The organism is Pantanalinema sp. (genome assembly GCA_036704125.1).
Taxonomy (GTDB): domain Bacteria; phylum Cyanobacteriota; class Sericytochromatia; order S15B-MN24; family UBA4093; genus JAGIBK01.
Map to the genome: position 1 here is coordinate 1 of DATNQI010000004.1, position 12,756 is coordinate 12,756.

Consider the following 12,756-nt stretch of genomic DNA (forward strand, 5'->3'; position numbering starts at 1 on the left):
GCAGCTCAGCCAGCCCGTCCCGTTCCACTGCAAGAGGGTGCGGAAGCGGGCCGCGCTGGAGCCCGGGGCCTGGTTGTTAAGCCCCTTCACCGCCTCGAGGATGTAGGTCGCCCCGTTGGCCGGCGCGTAGCCGCCGAGGCTCAGGCTGAAGTTGCCCGAGGCGTCCGTCTTCCCGGTCGCCACCGTCGTGTTGGCCGCGTCGATGAAGGAGACCGTCGCCGCGTTCACCACGTCCGAGGGCAGGGCCTGCGCCTGCCGGGCGTCGGGCGCGCTCAGGCGCCCATGAACCGAGGCGCTCGCGATCGCCGAGCCCGCCGCGGCGCGATCCCCGATCGCGGGCACGTTCGGCCGCAGCGCCTGGCAACCGAGCAAGGTCAGGGCGAGCACGATCATCGTCCAGCGCGGAAGCTTCATGGTCATCTCCTATGGCTGCAGGCCGCCGGACACGAGCGGAACGAGGGTAAAGGAAGCCGTCGCCGACTGTCCCCCCACCGACACCCGCACCTCACCCGTGGCCGCTCCTTGCGGGACGCGGACCTTGAGCGCCGTGGGGGTCGCCTGGAGGAGGTCCGCCGTCGCTGCGGGGCTGAAGACGACGCTCGCGGAAGCGGTAAAGCCCGACCCTCGGACCGAGACCGTGTCGCCCGCCGTGGCCAGGGCCGGATCCAGGTCCGTCACGCTCAGGCTCGCCCCGAAGCCGATTTTCAGGTCATAGGCGCCGTTCTCGTAGCGCACCCCGTCGAAGGGATCGCGATCGTCGGCCAAGAGGGTCGCGACCAGGGCGCGCAGGCTGGCGAAGTCGCCCTCCTGGACGCCCGTGACGCCGGGGTTGTTGACGAAGGTGTCCGGCGAATCGCCGGCCGGGACCCCCGGGTAGAGCCGCCCGAGCAGCGTCAGCGGGTCGACGGGCGAGGTGGACTCTCGCAGGCTGACCATGAGGCAGAGGGCCGTGGTCGACTGGTTGATGAGGATGGCGAAGCCGGGGGCGGCGCTCGTGAGCGAGCGCCAGCCGCCGCCTTGGTACTGGATGAAGGTGCGGACCCGCACGGCGTCCTTGCCGACCGCGTTCGAGGAGAGGCCCTTCACCGCCTCGAGGTAATAGACCTGGTTCGCGAGCGTCTGCTTCTTGAAGCCCATCCGGAAGCGCCCCTGGGCGTCGGTCAGGCTGGTCGCGACGGTCTCGTTCCGGACCGGGTCGATCACCGACACCGTCGCGGCGGTCGCGACCTCCTCGATGAGGGCCTGCGCGCGATACCGCGGAAACACGACCCGGCCGAAGAGGCTTTTCTCGGGGGCCGCGTCCGGCGTGCGGGCTGCCGGGCACGCGACGAGGCACAGCGCGGCCACCAGCCACGCCGCGCCTCCAAGCACCTTGCTCACCCATCCCGTCACGTCGTGCATCCTCTTCTCTACGGCGTCGGTGGCGGCGGCGGGGTCCCGATGGTGTCGACCACCACCGAGGCCGTGGCCTTGCGGCCGCCGGCCGTTACCACGACGGTGGCGGACCCGGTCGCATCTTGCGCCTGGAAGAAACCGCCCACCAGGGAGAACTGCGGACCGGTCGTCCCTTCGCCGAAGACCGGCGCAGGGACGACGTCCTCCATGGACCACTCGAAGCGGACGTCGGCGATCGGCTGCAAGCCGGCCGCATCCCGGTAGGCCGTCGCGATGAAGCGCCGGGTGCCGTAGGTCGCCATGGTCGCCTCGGACGGCGTGAGCGCGAGGTGGTCGATGACCTGGGACTGGAAGGTCTTCTGCTGGCTGGAAGGGATGGCGATGCCATCCACCGCGATCGCGATCACGGGCGCCGCCCCGGCCCAGTCGGGAAGGCCGTTGAGATAGACGATGCTGCTCCCGGGCTGCAGCATCTCCTTCGGCACGGGGCGCCCGTCCACCAGCACCGAGTAGGTGCCGCCGGGCGGCGGGGCGAGGTTCGCGCCCCGGAGCTGGATTTGCGTGGTGGGGGGGCCGCTCGTGGGAACGATCGAATCCAGTCGCGGGGGAGCCGAGGGGACGAGAACGAGCCTCGCAGGCACGCTTCGATTGGCCAGGACGCGGACCGAGACCGCGTCGGAAGCGACCGCTCCCCCGCCGGCTCGACGGGCGATCGCCGAGAGCGAGTAGGTGCCGGCCGGGATGCCCGGCAGGTTCGCCGTGGCCAGTGGACGCGCGATCGAGGCGGTCGCCACCAGCGCGCTCTGCGCGTCGCGCAGCTCGAGATCGAGGGTGGTCGTGCTCAGGGGAATCGCCTGCGCATCGTAGGCGGGCCAGCGAATGCTCACCGTGAGCGACCCGACCCCTTGTGAAAGGGGGGGCGAAACGGCAGCAAGCCCGGCAGCAGCCCCCGCTCGTGGCGCAGGGGACGTACACCCGAGCGCGCCGAGGGCGAGGATGAGGAGGGCAAGGGGAAACGGACGCATGGGGCCTCCTACTCCACGGACACGGCGACGTCGCCCTCGGCGCGCACGACCACGTTGCGAACCCCGACGGCCTTGCCGTCCGCGGCGATCGCCTGGACCGTCACGTTCCAGGGGCCGGGACCCTCCCCTGTGCCGACGGCCGTCACCACCCCCATCCGATCGACGGCCGCGATGCCGGGGCTCAGCGAGACCCAGTCCACGCGCCCGTGATGGGAGCCGTCGGTCATGGTCACGGTCGCGGTGAGCTGAGCGAAGCCCGGCTGGCCCAGCGCAGCGCCCACGGCCTCGGAGGAGCTCAGCCAGACTTCGGGGGCGAGCGGCGCGATCGCCACCGCGCTCGAGCGGGGCGGCGACGTGGGGGTCGGGGTGGGGGCGCTCGACGCGGTGGGCGTGGCGGTCGGAGGCAGCGCCGACGAGAAGCCGTCCTCACCGTCGGCGCTCGAAGTGGGGGCCGTGCCGGCCCCGGGCAACGGGTCCTCGGTCGCCATGCACCCGACCAGCAGGAGCAAGGCGAGGCTGACGAGGAGGCGAGACGAGCGGTTCGAGCGTGGCGGCATCACATGGCCTCAAGGGTTCACGCGACCGCCCACGTCCGTCCCTCCGGGCGTGGGGGTCGGCTCTGGAGCCGGATCCGGGAAGAGGGCGCCCTGCGCGGGCGGCACGACGGTCAGGGAGGCCGTCGCGCGGCCCGTCTCCGCCGTCACGCTCAGGACGCCGCTGGTCGCTCCCGAGGGCACCAGCACCACCAGAGACGTGCTCGCCCCCGACTCGACGCTCAGCAAGAGCCCGTTCAGGCTCACGGCGTTGCGTTCCGGCGGCAGCTGGAAGCCGTCCCCGCGAAGCGTGAGGCGCTCGTCGACGGCCACGGGGTTCGGGTGGACCGCCGCGAGGAAGAGCGGGTGAACCCCCGCCGGCAGCTTGAGGGCATAGCGGCTCTCGTCGTAGGCCAGCGCCTCCAGGGGATCGCGATCGCCTGCCAGGGCTTCCAGCACCAGCGCCTGGACCCGATCGAACTCAGCGGGGCTGACGCCGGTGCCGTCCGCCGCGAAGACGTCCGGCGCCCCGAGGGTCAGCTTGCCGATCAAGGCTTCCGGGGGAACCGGCGAGGCGCCCGCGCGCAGGGCGACGATGGCGGCGAGCGCGGTCGTCGAGACCCCGATGGAGGCGTCCCCCGTCGTCAAGGCCTGCCATCGGACGCCGTCCCACCGCACGAGCGTCCTGAGCCGGACCGCGTCATGGGCGGCCTGGTTGGAGCTGAGCCCCTTGATGGCCTCCAGGTAGTAGGTGCGCACCTGGGGCCGGAAGCCCGCGAGCGCGAGCGAGAAGGAGCGATCGGGCCTGGTCAGGGTGGTGGCGATGGTACGGCCAAGCGCCGGGTCGATGAGCGAGACCGTCGCGGCGGTGCCCACCTCGGCCTCGCTCGCCTGGACCGACCAGCCCGGCAGCGCCCGCACCTCCCCGCGCAGCCCGGTCTGCGTCACGGGAGACGCCGCCACGCAGGCCGTCAGCAAGCCACTGAGAGCCACGAGCCGCGAGATTGAAGACAGGAGCGCGCGCGTCCGCATCGGGAGCCTCTCGAGCGTCGCTCCGATCTTTTGGAGATGGAGCTTCGCTCTTTGGGTAAGCATTGAATGACAAGGATCACCTACCCGAAACCCGCTCGTCGCGCCATATACAAACCGTCTACAGGCCATTGCAGCACAGCGTTCGACTGGAAGAAAGATGACCCCGGAACACCTCGGCAAGACCACCCTGCTCATCGCCGGCCCTCGCGCCGGCAAGACCGCCCAGCTCTTGGAGTGGCGCGAATCGTGTCGCTTGCCGACCATTTACTTTCGCCTGACGCCGGAGGATGCCGAGCCGGCCTTCGCCCTGCGGCGCATGCTCAGGGACTGGCCCAGCATCCGGACCCACTTCGAGGCGCTCCGCGCGGAGCTTCCCTCCCTCCCCTGGGGGGCCGTGCTCGCCATGGCCATCGACGAGGTCCTCCCCGATCTGTGCCTCTTGCTCGACGACTTCCACCTCAGCGAGGAGACGCCGGAGGCCGCCAGCTGGCTTGCGCTCGTTCGCCACTTCCCCCCCACGGGCACCCTCGCCGTCGCTTCCCGCCACCGGCTGCCCGAGCTCGAGCGCACGCCGCTGATCGTGTGGGACGCCGACCACCCGGCCTTCTCGGAGGCCCCGACCCGCGAGGACCTCGAGGGCTTGCCCCGATCGCTGCTCGCCAAGGCCGTCGTCATGCACGTCGTGGGCGAGGCCTCCCCCTCCTGCGAGGGGGCGGAGCTTGTCCGCCGCAACATCGCTCTCCAGATGCCCGTCGGGACTCACCGCCTGCGAGCGGCATGGCAAGCGATCGCGGGGGTCGCGGCTTCACCCGCCATCCCTGCGATCTGGGGCGAGGTCGAGGCCGAGCTGCGGGGCTTCGTTCGGCGTCACCTGCGCAAGGGCAAGGAGCTTTCGATCCCGGGCATCCTGGAGCGGATCCCGAGCGAGGTCCGGGCCCGCAGCCCCTTCCTGCTCGAGGTGGAAGGGGAGATCCACCTCGAGGCCCGACGCTTTCTCGAAGCCCGCGAGTGCTTCCGAAGGGCGATGGACCTCGCGCCCGACCCCCTGTCCCGGCGCGACCTCCTGATCCACCTGCTCGCGGCCGCCGTCTACCTCTCGGACGACGCCCAAGCCGCCGCGATCCTGGAGAGGCTCGTTCCCGAGGAAGGGAGCGATCCCCCTTACATGGAGGCCCACCTGCTTTACTGGCGCGGGAGGATGGCGCTGGACGCCGGGCGCGTCGACGAAGCGCTGGCGACCTTCCAGCGGGTCCTGAACGTCCCGGCTTCCGGCGATCAAAGGGTCACGCGCAGCCACGCGCGTGCCCTGATCTACCTGGTCAGCATCAACCACAACCTGGGGCACGTCGCGGACGCCACCTCGTTCGCGGAGCGGCTGGTCAACATGTGCCTGGCCTTCGACCTGCACCGCGATCTCTTGAGCGCCTTCTCCCTGCGCTGGCGCTGCCTGGTGCTGGGCGACTCCCGGCCCGCCTCGCTCGCCAAGCTCGTGGACATCCCCGAGGAAGCTTTCCTCGCCCCGAACCCCACCGCCCTCAACCTCTACCTCACCTGCTTCGCGGTGCGCGCCGACGCGATCGCGGCGTACGACCTCGCGCTGCGCCTCTTTCCGTTCGTCCTGGCGCACGCCGTCTCACAGCAGCTGACCATGCGCGTGCCGATCCTGAAGTACTGGCTCAGCCTCACCAAGATCAGAAGGGCCTCCGACGAGATCGACCCGGCCCTCCTGCGCGCCATGTCGGCCGACGAGCAGTACGCGACCCTCACGCCCCTGAACTGGGCCAGTCTCTTCGTCCTGAGCGGTCAGCTCGACGAGGCGGAGGCCGCCATCCTGGCGCACGACGCCTGGAGCAGCGCAGAGGAGCGTGTGCGCGCCCGGCTCTACCTCGGCTGGATCCGCCACCGGCGCGGCGATTCCGGGGCTGCCGACGAGGTCCGGGCGCTCTTGGCGACGCCCGAAGGCACCGGCATGTGGGAGATCGAGGTCGAGATCCTCGCGGAGCTCGGGCTGCGCGAAGCCCCCGCGCTCTTCCAGATGCGCGCGTTCGGCGAAACCGCCTTCGCGAGGGCGAAGCTCGCCTTGCCCCACTGGCCCCGAAAGAAGGCGCTGTCGCTCCTCGCGATCCTGGCCCTGCACCCGCAGGGGATCGAGGCCGAGGCCCTGCGCGATGCGCTGTACCGCGACTCGGACAACTCCGACCCGGCGGGCGCCCTGCGCAACCTGGTCTACGGCCTTCGCCAGGTGCTGACCCCGCTCGGCGCCGCCGACCTCCTCGAGGTGGCCCGGGGGGTCTACCGGTTCAAGTGGGAGCAGGTGGCGCACTGCGACCTTCACGAGTTCGACACCCTCTACCGCAAGGGGCAGGACCTCGAAACGGCCGGGCGACTCGAGGCCGCCGCCCTCTTCTACCGCATGGCGGTCCTCACGGCCGACGGAGCCCTGTTCGCCGATCTCGGCGAGGACGTCTTCGAAGGCCCGCGCCGGGAGTACGCCGCGCGCCTCGAGCACGCCCAGGCCGTGGTCCGGGCTTCGGGGGCGCCCTGGTAGAGGGGGCTCAGCCCGCCAGGTAGTCCAGGACGCTCTGCACGATCACCTTGACCCCGATCGGCAGGGCGTCCTCGTCGATGTCGAAGCTGGGATGGTGGTGGGGCTTGTCGAAGCCCTTGGCGGCGTTGAAGGAGCCGATGAGGAAGTAGCAGCCCGGCACCTTCTGCAGGAAGAAGGCCATGTCCTCGGAGCCCATGGTCCGCTCGGCCTCGACCACCCGCTCGACCCCGACGGCATGCTCGGCGGCCCTGCGCACCAGCCGGGTCATCTCCCGGTCGTTGACCGTCACCGGGTACTGGTGCTTGTACCTGAGCTCGCAGCGCGCCCCGAAGGCCGAGGCCACCCCCTGGGCGAGGGCCTCGATCCGGCGGGGCATCTCGGCGCGCAGCCGCTCGTCGAAGGTGCGCACGGTCCCGCGCATCACCGCATCCTGCGCGATGATGTTGTGGCCCGAGCCCGCGGCGATCTGGCCCACGGTCAAGACCGCCGACTCGAGCGGCGAGACCATGCGGCTCACGACGGTCTGCAGGGCCGTGACGATGTGGGCGGCGACCACCACCGCGTCCACCGAAAGGTGAGGATCGGCCCCGTGCCCCCCCTGGCCGCGGACGTGCAGCTCGAACTCGTCGGCCGAGGCCATCAGGGCCCCCTCGCGAATCCCGAGCGTGCCCACCGGCAGCTCGTTCCAGATGTGGAAGCCGAGGGCCGCGTCCACGCGGGGGCCCTCGAGCACCCCCTCCTCGATCATCAGGTCGGCGCCGCCGGGCCCCTCCTCGGCGGGCTGGAACACGAACTTGACGTTGCCGCACAGCCTGTCGCGGTGCGCGACCAGGAAGCGGATCGCGCCCAGCAGCATGGCCATGTGGGCGTCGTGGCCGCAGGCGTGCATCACCCCGGGGTTGCGCGAGACGTAGGAGTGGGGCGCCTCCTCGTGCAGGGGCAGGGCGTCGATGTCCGCCCGCACCAGCACCGTCTTGCCCGCTCGCGCACCCCGCAAGAGGGCCACCAGGCCGGTCTTGGCGATGCCGGTCTGGACCTCGAGGCCGAGGCCGTGGAGGGCCTGGGCGATCCGGGCCGCGGTGTGGACCTCCTGGAAGCTCAGCTCGGGCCAGCGATGGAAGTCGCGCCGGGTCTCGACCAGCTCCGCGGTCATGGCGTCCACCGCGGCGTCGAGCTTCGAGAGCAGGGCGAGGCGATCGGCGGCGCAGGGATCCAGGAGCGGGGTCGTGTCCATTCGGTTCTCCGGCGATAGAGAGGGGTAAAGCGGCACGGGGGCCGCCTTCCATCTTATCAAAGGGACGAAGAGCGCGCAGCCCCGCGCCCTGGAGGCGCCGAGGCCGTAACGCCCGTTTAGCCCCCCAGGAGGCAGGGTACTGGAAGATCACACAGGCACGAGGAGCGCACGGATGGTCCGAAGAATCTCAAGCGAGCCCGCCATCGCCCGTCCGCTCCGCGCGCCCCAGGCCCCGGCGCCCGCGCAGGCACCGGCGGTGAAGCCCGTGCCCGCCTCTCCTCCTCGCCCGGCGAAGGGGGAGAAGGCCTGGATGAGCGAGATCCTCTTCGAGGCCCAGTTCGATCCCCGCTTCCAGAACGCGCACCCGGGAGGGGCGGGGGAAGCCGAGCGCCCCGGCGCCTCGCGCCCCGGCACTTTCACCCGCTCGGCCCTGCTCGAGGCGAGCGAGGAGGCGCCGGTCGGCGAGCTGCCCCGCAGCCGGGGCCAGTACCGCGCCCTTCTCGGCCGTCTGTTCGACGCGAAGGCCGAGGACGCCGCTGAGGCCATGCGCGACGAGCCCGTCCTCTCGAGCATGCGCGAGGTGTGGCAGCCGGGCCGCCCCGAGGTCAACCGCCGCGTGGCAAGCGAGTTCATGCGCTACTTCCTGCCCAAGCTGGGCGAGGCCTACGGCTTCAAGCCCTGCCCGGTTCAGTTCGACGACACCCTCTCGGGCGGCTACAACGGCCTCTACGATCTCAGGCACGACCGGATCTACCTCCCCGAGAGGACGCTCTCGGGGACCTTCGCCGACTTCATCGACGTGGTCGCCCACGAGGAGATGCACTGCATGCAGGAGCGCCTCATCGCGCGCCTGCACCTGATCAAGCACGGCACCCCGCTCACCCCCGACGAGCGCGCGATCGCGACCTACTGGCGCAACGAGCAGCCCAAGTACCGCTCGGCCATGGCCAACGGCTCAGCGATGAGCCCCGAGACGCGCGCGCGCTACCGCGAGATCGGCCAGGAGTACCACTCCATCCGGACCGGCGCGTACATGAGCGCGCGCCTGAGCACCCCCTGACGGCCATGAGCCAGTTCACCGAGTGGCTCGAGGCGGCGCGCACGCGCCTGGCCCAGGACGACCCGTCAGGCGCCGAGGAGGCGCTGCGCGAGGCCCTCGCCCTTTCCCCCGACGACCTGGAGGCCGGCCTCGAGCTGTGCTACCTGCTCTTCGACGCGGATCGGCACCACGAGGCCGTCCCCGTGCTGGAGGCCCTGCGCCTGCGCCACCCGCGGCACCTGGAGGCCCTCAACAACCTGGTCTACGCCTACATGGCCGTCGACGAGCTCGATCAGGCCGAATCGACGCTGGCGGCCATCTTCGCCTGCGACCCCGACGACGCCGACGCCCACAACAACCTGGGCCTCTTGCGGGAGCACCGAATGGAGCTGACTCTCGCGGCCCCCGCCTTCGAGGCGGCCCTCGAGCGCAACCCGGAGCACCCCTTCGCCTGGGCCAATCTCGCCCGGGTCCGCGAGGCGCTCGGCGACACGCAGGGCACGATCCTCGCCCTGCGGCGCGCCCTCGAGCGGCAACCCGACGCCCTCGACCTGCGCGCCCAGCTGGCGCAGGCCCTGCTCGGTGTCGGCGAGGCGAAGCTCGCCGCCCATGAGCTGAGGCGGCTGTTGCGCGACGAGCCCGACGACGCCTTCGCCCACGGGGCGCTCGGCATGGCCTATCGCCAGCAGCGGGAATGGGAGAAGGCCGCTTCCGCCTTCGAGGAGGCCCTCTCGCGGGACCCGGACCTGCAATCCGCCTGGTTCTACCTGGCGATGACCCTGGCGGACCACGGCCGCCACGACGCGGCGATCGCCACCTACCGCAACCTCCTGGCCCGGTGGCCTCACGACGCCGAGGCCCGCAACAACCTGGGCTTCTTGCTCAGCCGCCGGGGCGAGTTCGCCGAGGCCCTCTGGGAGATCCAGCAGGCCCTGAGGCTCGAGCCGGACCTGCCGGTGGCCTTCCTCAACCTGGGCAACGTGCTGCGCCTCAAGGGCGACCTGGAGGGCGCGATCGCCCAGCTCGAGCGGGCGGTCGAGCGCCTGCCCGACCACGGCGAGGCCCACTTCAACCTGGCCCTGCTGCTCGCCGAGACCGGCCGCATCGCACGCGCGCGCTTCCACTGCAAGCGCTGCCTGAGCCTCAACCTGCGCGACGAGGCGGCCCTGGCCCTGATGAGAAGCCTGCGCGCGCGCTAGTTCGCCCCGTTCCCCCGGGGGCGAGATCCATGGGCTTGCCGATCCGCCTCGGGCGATCGACAATTCAAGGAGCAGAAGTTTTCCCTCATCCATGCCGTCAACGTCGCAGGAGGGCCTCTTGTCCATCCGCCCCAGAACCCGGCTCACGCTCACCCTCGCCCTCGCCCTCGTGGGGATCGCTTCACTGGCGCTTCCCGCTCACGCGGCCGAGCCCTGGTACGCGCTCAAGGTCAGCGCCGAGCTGGGCAACCAGCCGCGCGCCGAGCTCGCGGGCGGGATCGATCCGCTCGCCCTCTTCGGCCTGGCCCAGACCCAGCTCAGCGGCAGCCTGCCCTTCCTCGAGCTGCGGCTCGGCCAGAGCTTCACGAGCACCATCGACGCCGAGATCTCGGCGGCCCTGCGCCAGCGCATCGACCAGCCCCTCGCCAACCCCGAGCTCTACCAGGCCTACCAGGACCGCCTGGCCTGGAGCCAGCGGGGCGGCGTCGGCCTCAACCCGCTCTACACCGCCCAGATCGAGGACGCCTTCGTCACCGTCCACGACCCGGATCGCAGCGGCGAGCTCAAGGTCGGCCAGTTCCTCGTCCCGTTCGGCGTCACCGACTACCTGAGCGTCTCGCCGCCGGTGGCCGTCTCGAGCGCCGACACCCCCATGGCCCAGGTCCTCTCGGCCCTGGGGCAGGGCGTCTACCAGGGATCGGGCATCCGCTGGCGCGACGTGGGGGCGGTCCTCAGCAGCCGCGCGGGCGGCTTCCCCTACGCCGTGGGCGTCTTCAACGGGGCGGGGCCCAACCGCCTCGACGACAACGGCGACAAGGACTACTTCGCCCGCCTCGACTGGGCCGCGAGCGCAACCGACCTCATCGGCGTGAGCGGGGTGTGGGGCCAGGACCAGGTCTTCCCCCGGGGCTTCGCCGATCCCGGCGTCACCGTCGGGCGAAGGCGCTACGGCGTCCACTGGCAATTCAAGGCGGCCGAGGCCACGGTGCGCGGCGAGTGGACCCGCGACCAGCGCCTCAACCTCGACCCCGAGCCGCGCGACGGCTACGCCGTCGAGGCGAGCCAGGCGATGGGCGCAGGCAACGTCTTCTACACCGGCTACAGCCAGTTCTTCGACCCTAGCGCCCGGAGCGATCGCGGCTACATGGTGCGCGAGACCGTCGTCGGCGACATCCACCCCTTGCTGCCGGGGGTCTTCCTCAGGCTCGAGGCCCTCTACCGCTGGGAGACCGCCGGCAGCCAGTCGGACCAGTACGGCCGCTACCTGGCCTCGGTCGAGGCGCAGCTGGGAGGCAAGCCCGCCCCCGAAAATAATTCACGCTGACCTCACGCGAACGTGTAAACTGGGAGCCACCATGCCCATACCAGAGATTCCCAATTTGACCCGATCGATTCAAGAAGCCCGCGTCGTGCTCGCCTCCGCCTCGCCGCGGCGCTCGGAGCTGCTCGCCCAGGCGGGGATCCCCTTCGTCGTCGACCCGAGCGACCTCCCGGAGGTCCCCGAGCCCGACTGGGACCCGTGCGAGACAGCCACCCGCCTCTCGGCCCGCAAGGCCCTCGACGTGGCCAACCGCCACCCCGACGCCGACCTGGTCATCGGGGCCGACACGGTCGTGGTCGTGGACCAGGAGGTGTTCGGCAAGCCCGCGGACCCCGCGGACGCCGTGCGCATGCTCAAGCGCCTCTCGGGGCGCGCCCACGCGGTGGTGACGGGGTGGAGCCTGGTCGATCCCAGGCGCGATCACGCCATGAGCGAGTTCACCAGCAGCCGGGTCTTCTTCGCCGACCTCGACGAGGAGACGATCCGGCGGTACGTGGCGACCGGCGAGCCCATGGACAAGGCCGGCGCCTACGCCATCCAGGGCAAGGCAGGCCTGTTCGTTCAGGCGATCGAGGGAGACTACGCGAACATCGTGGGGCTTCCGATCGCAGCCATCGGTCAAGCCTTGCGGCAATTCGGCTGGCACGTTATATAGATCATGCAGTCGCAGGACAAGAGAGAGGCCTCGCGCCTCCGCCTCAAGGATCTGCCGCCCGACGCCCGTCCCCGTGAAAGGTTGCTGGAGCTGGGCCCCAAGGGGCTCGCCGACGCCGAGCTGCTCGCCATTCTCCTGGGATCGGGCTCGGCCAGCGAAACGGCGCTGGATCTGGCCTTGCGGCTGCTCGCCACTTTCGGGGCCACGGGGCCCGAGGCCCTCAGGGGCCTTTCGAGCGCGCGGCCCGAGGAGCTCGCACGGCTCCACGGCCTGGGGCCGGCCAAGGCCTCGCGCCTGGTCGCGGCTTTCGAGCTCGCCGAGCGCGCGGGGACCCTGCGCGCGACCGAGCGGCCCGCCGTCGGCGGGCCCGAGGACCTGGTGCGCCTGGTCTCGCCCCACCTGCGAGGCGAGGCCAGGGAGCATGCCCTAGTCGTCTGGCTGAACGGACGACAGCAAGTTCTGGGTTGGGAGGCGGTGTCGGTCGGAAGCCTGACCGAGGCCGTCGTCCACCCGCGAGAGGTGTATCGCGAGGCCATCCGCCGGGGGGCCTGCGCGATCGCGCTCTTGCACAACCATCCGTCCGGCGATCCGGCCCCTTCGGAGGAGGATCGCGCCCTCACGCGGCGCCTGGTCGCGGTGGGGGGGCTGGTCGGGATTCCCCTCATCGACCACGTGATCGTGGCGGAAGGGGGCTACTACAGCCTGCGCGCCGAGCGCGGGCTGTGGGAGGGGACAGATGCCGGCGGGGCCGGTGTCGGCGCAACGTTGTAGACTA

12 protein-coding genes are annotated in these 12,756 nt (G+C 71.2%); 6 read left to right on the forward strand and 6 right to left on the reverse strand.

Annotated features, from left to right (window positions below):
- From V6D00_00275 to V6D00_00295, 5 genes are all read right to left on the reverse strand, one after another.
- The coding region (locus V6D00_00275; protein ID HEY9897588.1) for a hypothetical protein at positions 1-414 on the reverse strand (414 nt) is incomplete at its 3' end.
- A gap of 9 nt (positions 415-423) precedes the next feature.
- A complete protein-coding gene (locus tag V6D00_00280; protein ID HEY9897589.1) occupies positions 424-1,401 on the reverse strand; it encodes an IPT/TIG domain-containing protein in 978 nt (325 codons plus the stop codon).
- A gap of 8 nt (positions 1,402-1,409) precedes the next feature.
- A complete protein-coding gene (locus V6D00_00285) occupies positions 1,410-2,420 on the reverse strand; it encodes a hypothetical protein (GenBank protein ID HEY9897590.1) in 1,011 nt (336 codons plus the stop codon).
- A gap of 8 nt (positions 2,421-2,428) precedes the next feature.
- The gene (locus V6D00_00290; protein ID HEY9897591.1) at positions 2,429-2,977 is read right to left on the reverse strand and encodes an Ig-like domain-containing protein; all 549 of its coding nucleotides are present in this window, start codon (positions 2,975-2,977) and stop codon (positions 2,429-2,431) included.
- A gap of 9 nt (positions 2,978-2,986) precedes the next feature.
- Positions 2,987-3,985, reverse strand: a complete 999-nt coding sequence (locus V6D00_00295; protein HEY9897592.1) for a hypothetical protein — start codon at positions 3,983-3,985, stop codon at positions 2,987-2,989.
- A gap of 157 nt (positions 3,986-4,142) precedes the next feature.
- Here V6D00_00295 and V6D00_00300 point away from each other — a divergent pair, with 157 nt between their 5' ends.
- Positions 4,143-6,533 (forward strand): hypothetical protein, encoded by a 2,391-nt coding sequence (locus V6D00_00300; GenBank protein ID HEY9897593.1) that lies wholly within the window; start codon positions 4,143-4,145, stop codon positions 6,531-6,533.
- 7 nt (positions 6,534-6,540) lie between these two features.
- On the opposite strand, the gene V6D00_00305 is transcribed toward V6D00_00300, so the two are convergent.
- Positions 6,541-7,767: an amidohydrolase gene (locus V6D00_00305; GenBank protein ID HEY9897594.1), complete on the reverse strand. Its 1,227-nt coding sequence runs from the start codon at positions 7,765-7,767 to the stop codon at positions 6,541-6,543.
- 172 nt (positions 7,768-7,939) lie between these two features.
- Here V6D00_00305 and V6D00_00310 point away from each other — a divergent pair, with 172 nt between their 5' ends.
- The 5 genes from V6D00_00310 to radC all read left to right on the forward strand — a co-directional run bounded on the left by V6D00_00310 (position 7,940) and on the right by radC (position 12,752).
- Entirely contained in the window at positions 7,940-8,827 is an 888-nt protein-coding gene (locus V6D00_00310; protein ID HEY9897595.1) for a hypothetical protein, read from the forward strand.
- A gap of 5 nt (positions 8,828-8,832) precedes the next feature.
- On the forward strand, positions 8,833-10,005 hold the full coding sequence (locus V6D00_00315) for a tetratricopeptide repeat protein (GenBank protein HEY9897596.1): 1,173 nt from the start codon (positions 8,833-8,835) through the stop codon (positions 10,003-10,005).
- A 118-nt stretch (positions 10,006-10,123) separates the two neighbouring features.
- On the forward strand, positions 10,124-11,329 hold the full coding sequence (locus V6D00_00320; GenBank protein ID HEY9897597.1) for a hypothetical protein: 1,206 nt from the start codon (positions 10,124-10,126) through the stop codon (positions 11,327-11,329).
- A 55-nt stretch (positions 11,330-11,384) separates the two neighbouring features.
- Positions 11,385-11,981 (forward strand): Maf family protein, encoded by a 597-nt coding sequence (locus V6D00_00325; protein ID HEY9897598.1) that lies wholly within the window; start codon positions 11,385-11,387, stop codon positions 11,979-11,981.
- Between the two features lie 3 nt (positions 11,982-11,984).
- Positions 11,985-12,752 carry a DNA repair protein RadC gene (gene radC, locus V6D00_00330; protein ID HEY9897599.1) on the forward strand — a complete coding sequence of 256 codons (768 nt, stop codon included), beginning with the start codon at positions 11,985-11,987 and terminating at the stop codon, positions 12,750-12,752.
- Positions 12,753-12,756: the final 4 nt, after the last annotated feature.